This is a genomic window from Microbacterium faecale (assembly GCF_014640975.1).
In the GTDB taxonomy this organism is placed as follows: domain Bacteria; phylum Actinomycetota; class Actinomycetes; order Actinomycetales; family Microbacteriaceae; genus Microbacterium; species Microbacterium faecale.
On record NZ_BMHO01000001.1, the window covers coordinates 1,642,473 to 1,660,376 of the forward strand.

Sequence of the window (17,904 nt, forward strand, 5' to 3'; positions counted from 1 at the left end):
TCGCGAGTGCGGCCGCGCCGATTTCGGCGCTCGCGGGGGCGTGAGAGCACTCGTGGGCGTCATCAGCCGGCGAGCGCCTTCACTACCCGCTGCACCGACACCGTCTCGGCGGTGCCGAGGCGCTGCGCGAACAGGCCCACGCGCAGCTCCTCCAGCAGCCAGCGGGCGCGCACGATCCGCTCGTCGGCTCGCGGCGACAGCGGGATCTCGCCGCCCGCGTCGTCGAACGCGCGCTGCGCCCGCTCGAACTCCGTCATCCACGCGCGGTCGCGTCCCGGGTGGTCGGGCAGCTGCTCGAGGCGGATCTTGACCCCCGCGAGATAGCGCGTGAGGTGGCGCAGCCGGCCGAGGCCCGCCTCGTGCACGAAGCCGTTGTGGACGAGGCCATCGAGCTGCCCGCGCACGTCGTTCAGCGCACCGAGTAGCGCCATCGAGTTCGCGGTCTTCATCGCGCGCTCGACCTCGCGCCACGCGGTGAGGATCTCCGCCGTGAGCGAGACGGCGCCGAACACGTCGTCGACGGATCCGGCGGTGACCTCCTGCTTGAGCGCGTCGAACGCGGCGCGCGTGCGCACCGCGCCATGGCGCGCGATGGCCTGGTCAGCCAGTGCGGCACGGCAGTCTTCGATCACGGCCTTCGGCGACGCATAGGGTGAGGCGGCGAGGGCGAGCTTCTCCTGCGCCGAGAGGTGCTCCTGCACGTAACCGACAGGGGAGGGGACGGTCAGCAGCAGGAGGCGGCGGAGTCCGGCGCGCGTCTGGAAGGCAGCCTCCTCGGCGGTCGCTTCGACGCGGATGGCCACCGAGGTCTTCTCGTCGACGAGGGCCGGATAGCCGCGCACGATACCGCCCGCGACGCGGGTGTCGACCTGCGCGGGAAGGTCGCCGAATGACCAGTCCGTCAGTCCCGAGCGCTCGATTGCCGGAGCGGCCACGCGGGCGGCTGCATCCGCCGTCCGACCGCCGCGCGTGGCGGGTCGCGCGAGTTGACGCGCGACCGAGTCGCGGGCGCGCCCGGAGAGGCTCCGCTGCAGCTCGCCGAGATCGCGTCCGGATCCGGCGGTGCGCCCGCGCGGATCGACGGCGCGGAAGGACATCGTGAGGTGCGACGGCACGCGCTCGACGTCGAAGTCCTCGGGGGAGACCCGCTGATTCGCCTGCACCTGCACGAGCCGTGCGAGGCGTTCGGCCAGGCTCGCGGGGGGACGGCCCGCGTGGTCTTCGGGGCCCTCGCCCGCGAGCTCCACCGCGAACTTCTCCGACCAGTCCGCTGCGGGCACGACGTGGCGACGCAGCACCTTGGGGAGCGACTTGAGCATCGCGGCGATGAGGGCGGCCCTCAGGCCCGGGACCTGCCAGTCGAACCCACGGGAATCGATTGCGGCGAGCAGCGCGAGCGGGATCACGACCGTGACGCCGTCGTCGTCGGCGCCCGGCTCGAACCGATACGCGAGATCGAGCGTCTGGTCGCCCTGCGTCCACCTCGTGGGGAAGTCCTTCGCGTCGGCCGTGGCCTCGCCGTCGATCAGGTCGCCCTCGGCCATCGTCAGGTGGTCTGGCGCGCTCTCGAGCTCGCGCCGCCACCAGGCCTCGAAGCTGCGCACGTCGAAGACCTCGGCGGGGATCCGCGCGTCGTAGAACGAGAACACCGCCTCGTCTCCCGCGAGGATGTCGCGTCGTCGCTCGCGCTCCTCGAGCTTCTCGAGGCGGCGGCGCAGGTCGGCGTTCTGCCGCAGGAAGCGCGTCACGGGCTTGGCGAGGCGGGTGGGATCCCACTCGCCCTCGACAAGCGCGTGACGGACGAACAGCTCCCGGGCGGCCGCGCGGTCGACGCGCGCGAACTGGATCCGCCGCCGGGAGACGATCTCGACGCCGAACAGCGTGACCTTCTCGTGGGCGACGGCGGCGCCGGCGTCCTTCGACCAGTGCGGCTCAGAGATCTGGCGTTTGGCGAGATCGCCCGCCAGACTCTCCGCCCACGCGACGTCGATCGCCGCGACGGTCCGGGCGAACAGGCGCGACGTCTCCACGAGCTCGGCCGCCATGACGGCCTGCGGCCTGGCCTTCTTCAGTCCGGAGCCGGGAAAGATCTGGAACGAGACGTTCCGCGCGCCACGGTAGCTCCCCGGCCCGGGACGGCGGGACCCCTTCTGTCGGCGCGCATCGCGCTCGTCGAGCACCCCGATCTGACTGAGCAGGCCCGCCAACAGCGCCCGATGGATCGCGTCGCCGCGCGGATGTCCCTCGGGCTCCGCGCCTGCGCGCTGCCGCACCGGCGCGGGCGTCTCGCGCGCGCTCTGGCCGCTCGCGTCGTCGCGCTTCCGCGCGCCGAGGTCCCGCGTGAGCGAGCGCAACTGGCGGTGCACATCGAACCACTCGCGCACGCGCACATAGTTGAGGAACTCGGAGCGCACTCGACGCCGGAACGCGCTCGATCCGAGCTCGCGCTGCTGCGCGCGCAGGTAGTTCCAGAGGTTCAGCAGGCTGAGGAAGTCGCTCGACGGATCCGTGAATCGCGCGTGCGACTGGTCGGCCTTCTCGCGCTGCTCCTCGGGACGTTCGCGGACGTCCTGGATCGACAGGCCGGAGACGATCGCGAGGACGTCGTCGGTGACACCGGAACGGCTCGCCTCCACGAGCATGCGCGCGAAGCGGGGGTCGATCGGCAGACGCGCGATCTGGCGGCCGATCTTCGTCAGGCGCGCCTCGCCGCGCGATGTCGACACGGCGCCGAGCTCGGTGAGCAGGTCGAATGCCGCCTTCACGCCGCGCGAGTCCGGCGGGGTGAGGAAGGGGAACTCGTCGATGCGGCCGAAGCCGAGGGCGAGCATCTGCAGCACGACCGACGCCAGCGAGGTGCGCAGGACCTCGGGATCCGTGAACTCCGGGCGGCGCGTGAAGTCGTCGTGCGCGTACAGCCGGATCGCGATGCCGTCGCTCGTGCGTCCCGCGCGGCCGGACCGCTGCTGCGCGGACGCCTGGGAGACCGGTTCGATCGGCAGGCGCTGTACCTTCGCACGGGTGGCGTAACGCGAGATCCGTGCGGTGCCCGCGTCGATGACGTACTTGATGCCGGGAACAGTGAGCGAGGTCTCCGCGACGTTGGTGGCGAGGACCACGCGGCGCCGGAGGCCGTTGATGCGACTCGGTTCGAAGACGCGGTGCTGCTCTGCGGCGCTCAGCCGTCCGTACAGCGGCAGCACCTCGGTCGGCGCCGCCGGGTTCTGAAACGCCCCGCGTACGGCGTCTGCGGCATCGCGGATCTCCGCCTCCCCGGGGAGGAAGACGAGCACGTCGCCCGCCGGCTCGCGGTCCAGCTCCCGCAGCGCCTCGACGATCGCCGAGACCTCATCGTCGGCGCGATAGATCCGCTCGTCGACCGCCTCCTCGGCAGGGCGAGGGCCGTCTACGGCGGCGACGACCGATTCGCCTGCGGCGCGATCCGAATCGGCGGAACCTGCCGTACCTGTGTCGTCGCTCGCGAACGGGCGGTACCGGATCTCCACGGGGAAGGTGCGGCCGGAGACCTCGATCACCGGCGCAGGGCGGCCGCCTGCGTCCGCGAAATGAGCCGCGAACGAGGCGGGATCGATCGTCGCCGACGTGATGATGATCTTCAGGTCCGGCCGCTCCGGGAGGATCCGCTTCAGGTAGCCGAGGAGGAAGTCGACGTTGAGCGAGCGCTCGTGCGCTTCGTCGATGATGATCGTGTCGTAGCGGGTGAGCAGCCGATCGCGGTGGATCTCGTTCAGCAGGATCCCATCCGTCATGAGCGCGATCTGCGTGGCTTTCGACACCTGATCGGTGAACCGCACCTTGTAGCCCACCGTCGAGCCGAGCTCGACCTGCATCTCCTGGGCCACGCGTTCGGCGATCGTGCGCGCCGCCAGGCGCCGCGGCTGCGTGTGTGCGATCGCCGTTCGTCCCAGCTCGAGGGCGATCTTCGGCAGTTGCGTCGTCTTGCCGGATCCGGTCGCCCCCGCGACGATGATGACCTGGTGCGCGCGGATCGCCTCAGCGATCTCACCGCGCGCGCGACTGACCGGCAGGTCGTCGGGGTAGGAGATCACGGGGGCAGACGCGGACATGACGTTTCAGTCTAAGCGGCCGCTGCGGCGCGGGTGGCCGCGCCCCTACGATGGGGCCATGACTGTTCCCACTGTGAAGCTCAACTCCGGTCACGGGATCCCGCAGCTCGGCTTCGGGGTGTTTCTCGTCCCGCCGCAGGAGGCGGAGAAGGCCGTCTCGGAGGCGCTCGAAGTCGGGTACCGACACATCGACACCGCCGCGATCTACAAGAACGAGGAGGGCGTCGGCGCCGCGATCACCAAGAGCGGCATTCCGCGCGAGGACCTCTTCATCACCACCAAGCTGTGGAATGACCACCAGGCAGATGAGAAACCGCACGACGCCATCCGCGCGAGCCTCGACAAGCTGCGCCTCGACCACGTCGACCTGTATCTGACGCACTGGCCGGCGCCGGAGAAGGACACCTACTCTCACGCGTGGCAGAAGCTCATCGAGATCCGCGACGCGGGGCTGTCGACGTCTATCGGCGTCTCCAACCACCTCCCCGAGCACCTCGATCGCATCGTGAAGGACACGGGTGTCGTGCCCGCCGTCGACCAGATCGAGCTGCACCCCGCCCATCAGCAGTCCGACGTGACCGAGTGGGCCGCAGCGAACGGAATGGCGATCGAGTCGTGGGGCCCGCTCGGCCAGGGCAAGTACCCGCTGTTCGACAACCCCGCGGTGATCGCGGCCGCCGAGGCGCACGAGAAGACGCCCGCGCAGGTCGTGATCCGCTGGCACCTGGAGCGCGGCTTCATCGTGTTCCCGAAGTCGGTTCACCGCGAGCGCATCGAGCAGAACTTCGACGTCTTCGACTTCCAGCTCGACGATGACCAGGTCGCCGCGATCTCGGCGACCGACCCGGGTGACGGATCCGGGCGCGTCGGTGCGCACCCCCTCGAGCTGAACTGAGCGGGCGGGCGCGTTACAGGAACCAGCTCGGCAACCAGAGGTGCGCCCGGTAGAGGGCGTCCGGCTCCAGCCAGCCCGTTCCGAACGGCAGGAAGAAGATTCCGACGGCCGCGATGAGGCAGATCGTCACGCGCACGGCCGTGCGGCGCACGGCGCCGATGCCCCGCACGCGCTCCTGCTCGGCGCGAACTTCGTCGAGCGACGGGTCCGCGAGCAGGGTGGGTGCGGGCGTGCGCGCGATGCGCTGCGCGGTAAGTACGACCGCGAGAATCACGAACGGCAGCGCGGTGACCGCGTAGAACGTGAACATCGTCCGTCCGGGCAGCAGCAGCCACGGCGCGTATGTCGCGAGGATTCCCGCGCCCACGAGGCACTCGGATCCCGTTACCCGCGCTCGCCCGAGCGCGGCCAGTACGATGCGCACCGCGAGCGCCGCGAGCGCGATCATGCCGACCCACCACAGCAGCGGGTTGGGCAGCGCGGCCATCAGCCCGACGGATCCGCCCTCGCCGGCCTCGCGGTACATCAGGGTCGGATTGAGCATTGGGATCCACTCGAGCGCCGGGCTGGCGTACGTGTGCCCGCTCGTGACGCTCCGGTGGTACGCGAACACGCCCTCGTGGTAGTTCCACAGCGCGACGAACGGGTTCGCGGCCGACTGGCGGTCGTAGCCGCCGGAGGTGACGAGCCAGCCTGTCCAGCTGACGAGGTAGGTCACGAGCGCCGGGGGGACGAGCAGGAGGAACGACGCCGGGCCCTGGCGGCCGATCGCGGACTCGGCCCAGCGGTCGACGCCCGCGCGGCGTCGGTCGATCGCGTCGGCGATGACGATGGTGATGCCGAGCACCGCGAGCGCGTAGAGCCCTGACCACTTCACCGCGGAGGCGAGGCCGAGAGTCAGGCCCGCCGCGATGATCCACGGGCGGCGCCAGATCACGGGGCCCGCGACCGGGTCGCGAGCGGTGCCGGCATGAATCGCGGCGACGGTCCGGCGCCGATCGAGCAGCGAGAACCAGAACGCGAGCAGGACGAGGAACGACAGCTGGGTGTCGAGGAGCGCGACGCGACTCATCGACACCGCGAGCGGGTCGATCGCCATCAGGGTGCCCGCGACGCCCGCGAGGGCGACGGATCCCGTCATGCGTCGCGCGACGATGTAGACGAGAGCGACGAGGAGCGTGCCGACGGCGGCTGTCGCCGCGCGCCACCCGAACGGGTCAGAGCCCGCGAGCGCCATGCCGAGGCCGATGATCCACTTGCCGAGCGGCGGGTGGGCGACGAAGGAGCCCTCCTCGGAGAACCCCGTTCGCTCGCCGGCTTCGAACGCGGCGTTCTGATCGCCGCCCCACGTGCCCTCGTAGCCGAGCTGCCAGAGCGTCCACGCGTCCTTGACGTAGTAGGTCTCGTCGAAGATCAGCTCGTCCGGCCCGCCGAGCCCCGTGAAGCGCGTCAGCGCCGCGAGCGCCGTGACGCCCACGGGCACGGCCCAGCTCGCCACGCGGACGGCGCGTGTTCCGGGCGTACGGTCGGTCACGCGACAAGCCTAGGGTGAGAAGCATGATCATCCTGGCGGCCACCCCGATCGGCAATCTCGGCGACGCGTCCCGCCGCCTCGTCGAGGTGCTGAGCGAGGCGCGCACCATCGCCGCGGAGGATACGCGGACCACGCAGAAGCTCCTCCGTGCACTGGCGATCGAGAATCGGCCGCGGCTCGTGCCCCTCCATGACCACAACGAGAAGCGCGTCGCGTCCGAACTCGTGGAGCTGGCGCGCGAGGAGGATCTCGTCGTGCTCAGCGACGCCGGGATGCCGACGGTGAGTGATCCGGGCTACGGGCTCGTCGCGGCGGCCGCGGCGGCCGGCGTGGAGGTGACCGCGATCCCGGGTCCCAGTGCCGTCGTGACGGCGCTGGCGATCTCGGGACTGCCGACCGACCGGTTCGCGTTCGAGGGGTTCGTGCCGCGCAAGGCGGGGGATCGAGCGCGCGTGTTCGCAGCCGTGCGCGAGGATCCGCGCACCCTGGTGTTCTTCGAGGCGCCGACGCGCACGGAGCAGACGCTGCGCGACATGGCGACGGCCTTCGGCGCCGACCGGCGCGCGGCGGTGGCTCGAGAGCTGACGAAGCTGCACGAGCAGGTTGTGCGCGGCACGCTCGACGAGCTCGCCAGCTGGGCAGCGGGCGGTGTGCGCGGCGAGGTCGTGCTCGTCGTCGGGGGAGCGGATCCGGTGGTGCTGACGCGCGAGGAGGCGCTCGAGCGGGTGCGCGGGCTCGTCACGGACGGGGCGCGGCTGAAGGACGCGACGCGTCAGGTCGCCGCGAGGTCGGACCTGTCGGCGCGCGAGCTGTACGACGCCGCTCTCGCCGCTCGCTGAGTCCACAAGTCTCCGACAAGTCCGGCGCTGTTCGCAGCGGACTTGTCGGAGAATTGCGGACTTGTCGGAGACTTGTGGATGTCAGGAGAGCGAGCCGTCGGCGAGGATCTCCGCCCAGACGACGCGCATATGCGTCCGTGAATGGCGCTCGGCGGCCGCACCGTCGCCCGCCATCACGGCCGCGGCGACCTGTTCGTGCTCTTCGAGCGTCCCGGCGGCGGGCGTCGCGGGTGTCATCCCGAGGCGTGAACGCCCCGTGAGCACCTCGCGGATCGGCCCGCGCAGCGCGACGAGCTGGGGGTTGCCTGACGCCTGCAGCAGCAGGTCGTGGAACGCGACGTCGGCCTCGAGGAACTCATCGGAGGCGCCGCCGGCCTCGTCGCCGAGCGCGCGCAGCCGTGCGGCGAGGCGCCGAAGCTCCGCGCGCTGCGCTGGGGTCGCGCGCCGGGCCGCGAGCATCGCGGCGGTCGGTTCGACCGCGACGCGCACCTCCATGAGCGCCTCGAGCTGTTGCTGGCGGAAGGGACCGGACAGGTTCCACGCGATCAGGCGCGGTGAGTAGGCGTCCCAGGCCTCACGTGGCTGCACGGTGATGCCGACACGGCGCCTGCTGGCCACGAGACCGATGCTCTCGAGCACGCGCACGGCCTCACGCACGACGGTGCGGGACGCGTCGTAGTCGGCCTCGAGCTGCGCGAGAGTGAGCACGGCGCCGGGCGCGATCTCGCCCGCGGCGATGCGCTCGCCGAGATCTGAGGTCACGTCTGAGTGCATGCCGCCCGCCATCGGGTGCTCCTTCCCGCCGCGGGTGTCGCGCCCGCTCCAATGGTGCTATGTTATCTCGTTAATAAGTACTACCTTTCGAGGTGGCCGCCAACGACGTCGCCCCGCCGCATCGCATTCGATGGAGAATCCCATGACCGAAGAATGGACACAGACTCTCGGAGCCGGTCCGCTCCTGGCGATCGCGGCTGTCGCGATCGCCCTCATCCTCTTCCTGGTGATCACGGTCCGACTGCACGCGTTTCTGACACTGATCGTGGTCTCGCTGCTCACGGCGATCGCCACCGGGCTCCCGATCGGCGCCATCGTCGATCAGCTCGTCGCCGATTTCGGCGGCACCCTCGGATCGGTCGCGCTGCTGATCGGGCTCGGCGCGATCCTCGGAAAACTCATCGAGTCCTCGGGCGGTGCGAAGGTCGTCGCCGACAAGATGGTGGCCGTCTTCGGCGAGCAACGCGCCGCGATGGCACTCGGCATCACCTCGCTGCTCCTCGGCTTCCCGATCTTCTTCGACGCCGGTCTCATCGTGATGCTGCCGATCATCTTCGCCGTCGCCCGCCGCATCGGCGGTAAGAACCTGCTGCTGTACGGCATTTCGGGGGCGGCCGCGTTCTCCGTCATGCACGTGTTCCTGCCACCGCACCCCGGTCCCGTCACCGCGACCGAGGCATACGGCGCGAACCTCGGCCTCGTGCTGCTCGTCGGCATGATCATCGCGTTCCCGACGTGGTACCTCTCGGGTCTGCTCTGGGGTCGCTTCGTGAACAAGCGCATCCCGATGGCGGTTCCCGCGCTCTTCGGCACCTCTGACGACGACCAGCCCGCGAACCCGCCGTCGGCGGGGACCGTGATCGCGATCCTCCTCATCCCGATCGTCCTGATCTTCCTCAACACTGGGCTCGACGCGCTCGGCTCCGTCGGCACGGTGGACCCCGAGGCGACCTGGGTCCAGGTGCTCTCCCTCATCGGGACCGCCCCTGTCGCGTTGCTGATCTCGGTCGTGATCGCTCTGCTCGTGCTCGGCAAGTTCCGCGGCGAGAAGGGATCGGCGCTCGAGAAGCTCGTCGAGGGCACGTTCGGCCCCGTCGCCTCCGTCATCCTCATCACCGGCGCCGGCGGCATGTTCGGCGGCGTCCTGCGGGCCTCGGGCATCGGCGACGCACTGGCCGACAGCCTCGGCGACCTCGGCCTGCCCGTCATCGTCGCGGCGTATATCATCGCGGTCGTGCTGCGCCTCGCGCAGGGTTCGGCGACGGTCGCTCTCGTCACGAGCGCGGGGCTGATGGCTCCGGCGGTCGCCGCCGGCGGCTTCGGCGCCATCGACATCGCCGCGATCACGCTCGCCACCGCGGCGGGCAGCGTGTTCGCCGGCCACGTGAACGACTCCGGCTTCTGGCTGGTCGGACGTCTGATGAACATGGACGTGAAGACGACCCTCAAGACGTGGACCGTGCAGCAGGCGATCGAATCGGTCGTCGGTTTCGCGCTCGTTCTCGTCGTGTACGCGATCTTCTAAGGAGGAGGGCTGGCGATGACGATCGACCTGTTCGATGTGACGGGGCGCCTCGCGCTCGTGACCGGGTCCTCGCGCGGTCTCGGCCGCAGCCTCGCGATCGCGCTGGCCGAGGCCGGTGCGCGGGTGATCCTGCACGGCCGCGACGAGACGGCGCTCGCCGAGACGGCGGACGCGATCGAGCGTATGGCGGGGGAGCGGCCGAGCGCCGTCCGCTTCGACGTGACGCGCTCCGCGGAGGTCCGTGAGGTCGTCGGCGCTCTCGTCGCCGAGCACGGCGTCCCGGACATCCTCGTCAACAACGCCGGACTGCAGCGGCGCGCGCCGATCCACGAGTTCGACGCCGACGACTGGGACGCCGTCATCGCGAGCAATCTCTCGAGCGCCTTCTACGTCGCGCGGGCGATCACGCCCGGCATGGTCGAACGGGGCAGCGGCAAGGTCATCAACATCGCGTCGGTCCAGTCGAAGCTTGCGCGTCAGACGATCGCGCCGTACTCCGCGTCGAAGGGTGGCATCGCCGCCCTCACGCAGGGGATGGCGGCCGATCTCGCACGTCACAACGTGCAGGTCAACGCTCTGTCTCCCGGCTATTTCGCAACCGACATGAATCGTGCGCTCGTCGAGGATCCGTCCTTCGACGCCTGGCTCACCCAGCGCACGCCGGCCGGACGCTGGGGGCGCGTCGACGAGCTGCGCGGCGCGCTCCTGTTCCTCGCCTCGGACGCCTCGAGCTTCGTCTCGGGCCACAACCTCGTGGTCGATGGCGGAATGACGGCCGTCGTATGAGGGCGGTGTTCATCGACGCCAAGGACCGGATCGCCGTGCGCGAGACGGCGATGCCGGTCCCGGGCGACGACGAGGTGCGGATCCGCGTCACCCACGTCGGGATCTGCGGCAGCGATCTGCATTACTTCTTCGACGGCGCCAATGGCGAGCACGCGGTGCGCGAGCCGCTCATCCCGGGCCACGAGCTCGCCGCTGTGGTCGACGCGGACCCGTCCGGCCGCCTCGAGCCCGGCACGCCCGTTACGGTGCATCCCGCGCGCTTCGGGAGCGTGACGCCGGAGATCGCGCAGGAACCGCACCTGCGGCCCGGTGGCTCGTATCTCGGCAGTGCGGCCACGTGGCCGCACACGCAGGGCGCGATGGCGGAGTTCCTCGTCGTCGAATCCCGCATGATCCGCGTGCTGCCCGATGGCCTCCCGCTCGCGCGTGCCGTGCTCGCCGAACCCCTCGCTGTCGCACTGCACGCCGTATCCCGCTCGGACGGCGTCGAGGGGCGGCGGGTGCTTGTCTCCGGCGCCGGACCGATCGGACTCCTTGCGATCGTGGCCGCGCGCGCCGAGGGCGCCGCGCACATCACGGTGAGCGACGTGCTCGCCGAGCCGCTGGAGCGCGCGCGGGCGCTCGGCGCCGATGCCGTGCTGCGGGTCGGCGTCGACGACGTCCCCGCCGAGGCGTTCGACGTCGTATTCGAGTGCTCGGGTGCCGCCGTCGCGATCTCCACGGCGACGACGGCCGCACGCCGGCGCGGCGTGATCGTGCAGGTCGGGATGGTCCCGAACGAGGCGCGCGCCATCGGACTGGCGCCGCTGATCTCGAAGGAGGTGGATCTGCGCGGCGCCTTCCGGTTCCGCGACGAGATCGACCGCGCCATCGAGGTGTTGGCCGCGGGAGAGGAGATCGCGGGCGTCGTGACCCACGTGATCGACGTCGCCGAGGTCAGCTCTGCGTTCGACCTCGCACGCGACGGCGCCCGGTCCGGCAAGGTGGTTGTATCGCTCACCGACCAGAAGGGGACCGGATGACGTCGCCGGACGTGCTCATCGGGATCGACATGGGCACCACAGCGACCAAGGTCGTCGCCTATCGCTCGGACGGCGCGGCCGTCGCCGACGCCTCGCACGGCTACCCCCTCGACGAGCCCGAGCCGGACTACGCCGAGCAGGATCCGCACCTCATCCTCGACGCCGTCTATCGCGGGATCCGCGAGGTGACCGAGCGCGTCGGCGCGGATCGCGTCGCCGGGCTGAGCTTCTCGACCGCGATGCACTCCGTGCTCGCGCTCGCGTCGGACGGATCGCCCCTCACCTCGGTCATCACCTGGGCGGACACTCGTGCCGCCGAGGTGGCCGCTCGTCTCCGGGACAGCGGGTCCGGCCTCGCCCTGCATCGCCGGACCGGGACGCCCGTGCACCCGATGTCGCCGCTGACGAAGCTCGCCTGGTTCCGCGCCCACGAGCCGGAGCTGTTCGCCCGCGTGGCGACGTGGGCGGGCAGCAAGGACTGGATCCTGTGGCGCATGACCGGCCGTCTTGTCACCGATCACTCGCTCGCCTCCGCGTCCGGCCTCATGGACATCCACCGCCTGGCGTGGGATGACGAGGCGCTCGACATCGCGGGGATCTCGGCCGATCAGCTGCCGGACCTCGTTCCCACGACCCACGTGATCGACGGGCTCGGAGATGAGGCCATTGCCGCGACCGGGCTCCGGCCCGACACTCCTATTGTCGTCGGCGCGGGAGACGGTCCGCTCGCGAACCTCGGGGTCGGTGCCGTCCGCCCCGGCGTCGCCGCCTGCTCGGTCGGCACGAGCGGAGCTCTGCGCGTCGCGGTCGACCGCCCGAGCGTCGATCCGATGGGCGGCGTGTTCTGCTACGCGCTGACCGAGGACCGCTGGGTCATCGGCGGCGCGATCAACAACGGCGGCGTGGTGCTCGACTGGGTGCGCGGCGAGCTCGCGTCGGGCGACGCGGGCCTGTCGACCGCGCAGCTGCTCGACGAGGCGATGACCGTGCCCGCGGGAAGCGGCGGACTGCTCATGCTGCCGTACCTGCTCGGCGAGCGCGCCCCGCGCTGGGGCGGCGTCGCCCGCGGCGCCTACGTCGGGCTCACGCGTTCGCACCGTCGGGCCCACCTCGTGCGCGCGGCGGTCGAGGGCGTCGCGCTGCAGCTGGCGCTCGTGCGGCAGTCGATGCAGCACGCCGACCTCGCCCTCGACGAGATCCGCGCGACCGGCGGCGTCATGAAGCACCGCATCTGGCGCCAGACGCTCGCGAGCGCGTTCGACGCACCGATTGGATTCCCCGAGAGCTCGGAGGGATCCGGCTTCGGTGCCGCGCTGCTCGGGATGGAGGCGCTCGGCATGATCGACTCGATCGAGGTCGCGGCCGATCTCGTGCCGGTCGCGGATGTCACCCGTCCGGTCACGGAGGACGCGGGCGTCTACGCCGAGCTGCTGCCCGTGTTTGAGCGCCTCTACGGCGCGCTGCTGCCCGCGAACGTCACCCTCCAGGACATCGCCTCGCGCCTGCCGCTCGCGCACTGATGCGGCCCGATCGCGTTAGCACGCCCGCGTCAGCGCGGTCAAGGCAGGTGCCGGCCCACGAATGCTCGGTTTAGATGGACGTCCCACGTCACCATTCGACGAACCGGAGGGGCAGCCATGACGCAGAACCGTGACGAGATGGCGGCATCGACAGCCGATCCCGGTCACCCGGCGGAACGCACGCGCGCCTCGATACGAGAGCAGGCGCGCACTCCCCACCCCGACACCGCCGGCAAACCCGATTCGCTCGGCGAGATCACGAAGCCGTCGTGGAAGTACGTCCTGAAGAAGACCGTTCGCGAGTTCGGCGACGACGAGTGCACGAACCTCGCGGCGGGCCTGACCTATTACACGGTGCTCGCGCTGTTCCCGGGCCTCATCGCCGTGTTCTCTCTGCTCGGCGTGATCGGTCAGGACGGGCAGGCCGCGGACGCGGTGCTCGGCATTGTCGACGACGTCGCTCCCGGCGGAGCCGCGGACACGCTCCGCGGACCGATCGAGGAGCTGGCGAACTCGCAGGCGGCCGGACTCGCGCTCGTGACCGGTCTCGTTCTCGCCCTCTGGACGGCGTCAGGCTACGTCCGCGCGTTCAGCAGCGCGATGAACCGCGTGTGGGAGATCGACGAGGGGCGCCCGTTCTGGAAACTTCGGCCCGTGCAGCTCGCGGTGACGCTTGCCGCGGTCCTGCTCGTGGTCGTCGCTCTCGTGCTGCTGATCGTATCGGGCCCGGTGGCCGCCGCTGTCGGTGCAGCAGTCGGCGTGGGAGACGTCGCGCTGATGGTGTGGGGGATCGCGAAGTGGCCCGTGCTGGCCTTCGTCGTGGTGCTGATCGTGGCACTGCTGTACTTCGCCACGCCCAACGCGAAGCAGCCGAAGTTCCGCTGGGTCAGCGCGGGCGCCCTGGTCGCGATCATCGTGCTGGCGGTCGCGTCGGCCGGCTTCGGTCTCTACGTCGCCAACTTCTCGAACTACGAGCGCACCTACGGCTCGCTCGCCGGCGTGATCATCTTCCTGCTGTGGGTCTGGATTGCGAACATGGCGCTGCTGTTCGGCGCGGAGTTCGACGCGGAGCTGGAGCGCGGTCGTCAGCTCCAGGCAGGCATGCCGGCCGAGCAGCACATCCAGCTGCCGCCGCGCGACACGAAGATGATCGAGAAGCGGGCTGAGCAGGACGCCGCGGAGCTCGCGGAAGCACGACGGCTCCGGGCCAGCGCCGGCCGCGGCTGACGACGATGCATCAGCCGTGAGGCGGATGAGCGAGGAGATGGTCGGGATGGTCGGGAGGATCATCGCGGGCGAATCGGACGGCGTGATCACTCTCGGCACGGGGCTGATCGTGCGGGCGGTCACTCAGGCAGACTGGAACGCGTGACACCGACCTCCTCGCGCCGTACCTCTCGTCTCGTCGCCTGCTCTCTCCTCGTTCCGCTCCTCGGCCTGACCGCGTGCACGGGCGATGACGGGCTCGATCAGGCCATCGAGAACCTCGTGGCATCGATCGAGGACCACGAGGTCCGCGGGTTCGACGAGGCGGCGGAGGCGCTGGCCGAGTATCCGGTGGAGGCGATGGCGGAGGAGCCTGTGCGGGACGGGGACGCCGCGACCGTCGACCTCGCGGTGACGTGGGACATCGACGGCAACGAGTGGAGCTACGAACTGCCCGTCACGCTCGGGCTGAGCGAGGAGGAATGGTCTGTCGACGTGACGCCGCAGCTCATCGCCGATGGCCTCGAGGAGGGCGAGGTGATCGAGCTCACGCGGGAGTACCCGGCGCGCGCCGACATCGCTGGCGCCGGCGGCGAGGCGATCGTCACGGAGCGGCCCGTCATCCGCTACGGCCTCGACAAGAGCTGGATCGACCCGGGCCAGACCGAGCGCAGCGCCCGCCGCATCGCGCGGGCGCTCGGCGTCGACCCCGACGAGCTCGCGTCACGCGCGGCCCAGACGGGAGACCAGGCGTTCGTCGAAGCCATCGTGCTGCGGCCCGACGACGCGAAGGAGCGGGTGCCCGCCGACTACAGCGACATCCCCGGCGCTAACGCGGTCGACGACACGATGTTCCTCGCACCGACACGGGAGTTCGCACGAGACATCCTCGGCACCGTCGGCGAGGCGACCGCCGAGATGATCGAGGAATCCGAGGGCGCTCTCCGCGCAGGCGACGTCGTCGGGCTGTCCGGTCTGCAGGCGGCACATGATGAGGCGCTCCGCGGCATTCCCGCCGTGACCGTCAGTGCAGCGAGCGGCGAGGGCGACGATGCCGAGCGCCGCACGCTCGTCGAATGGGACGCGGTCGAAGCGGAGCCGCTCGCCACGACGCTCGACGTGAAGACCCAGCAGCGCGCCGACGCCGTGCTCGCGGACGTGCCCGGCGGCTCGTCGCTCGTCGCGATCCGCCCTTCGACGGGCGAGGTCCTCGCCGCCGCGAACGGGCCGGAGACCGAGGTCCACGCCGCCGCGACGGTCGGGCAGTACGCTCCGGGATCCACCTTCAAGATCGTGACCGCCCTCGCGCTGCTGCGACAGGGGCTGACGCCCGACGACACCGTGAGCTGCTCCGAGACCCTCACGGTCGACGGCTTCGAGTTCCATAACTTCCCGGACTACCCGGCGGACAAGACGGGCGACATCACGCTGCGCGACGCGATCGCCCACTCGTGCAATACGGCGATGATCGCGCAGTACGCCGATCTCGACCAGGCCGCGGTGCGGGACGCGGCCGCCTCGCTCGGGCTCGGGGCCGAGGCCGACCTCGGGATCCCGGCCTTCCTCGGCGACGTCCCCGAGACCGATGGCGCGACCGCCCATGCGGCGAGCCTCATCGGACAGGGCACCGTCCTCACCAGCCCGCTCGCGATGGCGACCGTCGCCGCCTCCGTCGCCGCCGGTCAGACGGTGACGCCGACCGTGCTCGCCGAGCCGGAGGAGGCCGGTTCGGCCGCGTCTCCCGCACCGACCGAATCCGGCGCGCCCGAGGAGACGTCGCCCTCGAGCGCCGACCCGCTCACGCATGATGAGGCGGCCACCCTCCGAGCGCTGATGCGGTCGGTCGTGGTGGACGGATCCGCGTCGGAGCTGAAGGCGCTCGAACCGGCCGTGGCGGCCAAGACCGGTACCGCCGAGTTCGGCGAGCCCGACGCCGACGGCGACCTCAGCACGCACGCGTGGATGATCGCGGTGCAGGGCGACCTCGCCGTCGCGGTATTCGTGGCCGACGGGCCTTCCGGATCCGACACAGCGGGCCCCATCATGGCCGACTTCCTCGGCCGAATGTGACGAAACGGCCTCCGCGGACGGCTCGGAAGCGCGCGCATGAAACTTCCGGTCGTGCACCAATAGACTGGAGCGCGTGACTTCTGGCGGTTCCTTTTACATCACCACACCCATCTACTACCCGAGCGATGTGCCGCACATCGGCCACGGGTACACGACGGTGGCGGTTGACGCGCTCGCCCGGTGGCACCGTCAGGCCGGTGACGACACGTGGATGCTGACCGGAACCGACGAGCACGGCCAGAAGATGATGCGCGCGGCCGCAGCGAACGGCGTCAGCCCGCAGGAGTGGGTCGACCGGCTCGTCTCCGAAGCGTGGCTGCCGCTGCTCGAGACGCTCGACGTCGCCAACGACGACTTCATCCGCACGACGCAGGAACGGCACGGCACGCGCGCGCAGAAGTTTTGGCAGTCCATCTACGATCGCGGCTACATCTACGCGGGCGAGTACGAGGCGCTGTACTGCGTCGGCTGCGAGGAGTTCAAGCCCGACAATGAGATCGTCGAGGGCACGGGCGCCTTCGAGGGACTCCAGGTCTGCGCGATCCACTCCAAGCCCCTCGAGCTCCTCCACGAGAAGAACTACTTCTTCAAGCTCAGTGAGTTCGCCGAGCCGCTGCTCGAGCTGTACCGCACCCAGCTCGACTTCGTGCAGCCGGAGTCGGCGCGCAACGAGGTCGTCGCGTTCGTGCAGCAGGGGCTGAAGGACCTGTCGGTCTCCCGCAGCGCCTTCGACTGGGGGATCCCGATCCCGTGGGACGACTCCCACGTGCTGTATGTCTGGATCGACGCGCTACTGAATTACGTCACAGGCGTCGGGTACTCCGCTGACGACGACGAGTTCGCGCGCCGCTGGCCCGGGTACCACGTCGTGGGCAAGGACATCCTGCGCTTCCACGCTGTCATCTGGCCGGCGATGCTGATGGCCGCCGGGCTCGACGTGCCCCGGGGAGTCTTCGCGCACGGATGGCTGCTCGTGGGCGGCGAGAAGATGTCGAAGTCCAAGGCGACCGGCATCGCGCCGCAGACGCTCGTCGACACGTTCGGCAGCGACGCGTTCCGCTACTACTTCCTCTCCGCGATCGCTTTCGGCCAGGACGGATCCTTCTCGTGGGAGGACATGCTCGCGCGCTACCACGCCGAGCTCGCGAACGGCTTCGGCAACCTCGCCTCGCGCTCCGTCGCGATGACGACCAAGTACTTCGATGGCGTCGTGCCGGAGCCGGCCGAATACCTTGAGGCTGACCTCGCCGTGCAGCGCCTTGTCACTCAGGCCGCGGAGAAGGCCGACCACGCCATCGAGCGGTTCCGCATCGACCAGGCGATCGACGAGATCTGGCAGATCGTCGACGCGCTCAACGGCTACATCACCACGACCGAGCCGTGGGTGCTCGCGAAGGACGAGAATCTGCGCCCGCGCCTCGCGACGGTGCTGTACACGTGCCTCGAGGGTCTGCGCGCGCTCGCCGTGCTGCTCGCCCCGATTATGCCGTCCTCGACCGAGAAGCTGTGGTCCGCGCTCGGCGCCGCTGGGGCGCTCGCCGATCAGCCGATCCGCGAGGCGGGCCGGTGGGGGCAGCTCGCGCCGGGATCCGCGGTGGCGAAGCTCGCCCCGCTGTTCCCGCGCGTCGAGGACGAGTGACGCCGG

General features: G+C 70.5%; 12 protein-coding genes. 9 read left to right on the forward strand and 3 right to left on the reverse strand.

Annotated elements, in window-relative coordinates; translation table 11 throughout:
• Window positions 1-62: 62 nt before the first annotated feature.
• Window positions 63-4,088 carry an ATP-dependent RNA helicase HrpA gene (gene hrpA, locus IEW87_RS07765; protein WP_188711696.1) on the reverse strand — a complete coding sequence of 1,342 codons (4,026 nt, stop codon included), beginning with the start codon at window positions 4,086-4,088 and terminating at the stop codon, window positions 63-65.
• 58 nt (window positions 4,089-4,146) lie between these two features.
• Here hrpA and IEW87_RS07770 point away from each other — a divergent pair, with 58 nt between their 5' ends.
• Window positions 4,147-4,983, forward strand: coding sequence for an aldo/keto reductase (locus IEW87_RS07770; protein ID WP_188711697.1), 837 nt, complete (start codon window positions 4,147-4,149; stop codon window positions 4,981-4,983).
• 13 nt (window positions 4,984-4,996) lie between these two features.
• Here IEW87_RS07770 and IEW87_RS07775 read toward each other — a convergent pair whose 3' ends face one another.
• Window positions 4,997-6,517, reverse strand: coding sequence for a dolichyl-phosphate-mannose--protein mannosyltransferase (locus IEW87_RS07775; RefSeq protein WP_188711698.1), 1,521 nt, complete (start codon window positions 6,515-6,517; stop codon window positions 4,997-4,999).
• Window positions 6,518-6,540: 23 nt separating this feature from the next.
• On the opposite strand from IEW87_RS07775, the gene rsmI reads away from it, so the two are divergent.
• Window positions 6,541-7,356: a 16S rRNA (cytidine(1402)-2'-O)-methyltransferase gene (gene rsmI / locus IEW87_RS07780; protein WP_188711699.1), complete on the forward strand. Its 816-nt coding sequence runs from the start codon at window positions 6,541-6,543 to the stop codon at window positions 7,354-7,356.
• Window positions 7,357-7,437: 81 nt separating this feature from the next.
• On the opposite strand, the gene IEW87_RS07785 is transcribed toward rsmI, so the two are convergent.
• The gene (locus IEW87_RS07785; RefSeq protein WP_229731010.1) at window positions 7,438-8,118 is read right to left on the reverse strand and encodes a FadR/GntR family transcriptional regulator; all 681 of its coding nucleotides are present in this window, start codon (window positions 8,116-8,118) and stop codon (window positions 7,438-7,440) included.
• Window positions 8,119-8,272: 154 nt separating this feature from the next.
• Between IEW87_RS07785 and IEW87_RS07790 the strand changes: the two genes are divergently transcribed.
• From IEW87_RS07790 to metG, 7 genes are all read left to right on the forward strand, one after another.
• Window positions 8,273-9,655, forward strand: a complete 1,383-nt coding sequence (locus IEW87_RS07790) for a GntP family permease (RefSeq protein ID WP_188711701.1) — start codon at window positions 8,273-8,275, stop codon at window positions 9,653-9,655.
• Window positions 9,656-9,670: 15 nt separating this feature from the next.
• Window positions 9,671-10,441, forward strand: a complete 771-nt coding sequence (locus IEW87_RS07795; protein WP_188711702.1) for a glucose 1-dehydrogenase — start codon at window positions 9,671-9,673, stop codon at window positions 10,439-10,441.
• Window positions 10,438-11,463, forward strand: a complete 1,026-nt coding sequence (locus tag IEW87_RS07800; protein ID WP_188711703.1) for a zinc-binding dehydrogenase — start codon at window positions 10,438-10,440, stop codon at window positions 11,461-11,463. Before IEW87_RS07795 ends, IEW87_RS07800 begins: the two co-directional genes overlap by 4 nt.
• A complete protein-coding gene (locus IEW87_RS07805; RefSeq protein ID WP_188711704.1) occupies window positions 11,460-12,983 on the forward strand; it encodes a gluconokinase in 1,524 nt (507 codons plus the stop codon). The genes IEW87_RS07800 and IEW87_RS07805 overlap by 4 nt, the downstream gene beginning before the upstream one ends.
• A gap of 117 nt (window positions 12,984-13,100) precedes the next feature.
• The gene (locus IEW87_RS07810) at window positions 13,101-14,210 is read left to right on the forward strand and encodes a YihY/virulence factor BrkB family protein (protein WP_229731011.1); all 1,110 of its coding nucleotides are present in this window, start codon (window positions 13,101-13,103) and stop codon (window positions 14,208-14,210) included.
• A 141-nt stretch (window positions 14,211-14,351) separates the two neighbouring features.
• Entirely contained in the window at window positions 14,352-16,259 is a 1,908-nt protein-coding gene (locus tag IEW87_RS07815) for a penicillin-binding transpeptidase domain-containing protein (protein ID WP_188711705.1), read from the forward strand.
• 73 nt (window positions 16,260-16,332) lie between these two features.
• Window positions 16,333-17,898, forward strand: a complete 1,566-nt coding sequence (gene metG, locus IEW87_RS07820) for a methionine--tRNA ligase (RefSeq protein WP_188711706.1) — start codon at window positions 16,333-16,335, stop codon at window positions 17,896-17,898.
• Window positions 17,899-17,904: the final 6 nt, after the last annotated feature.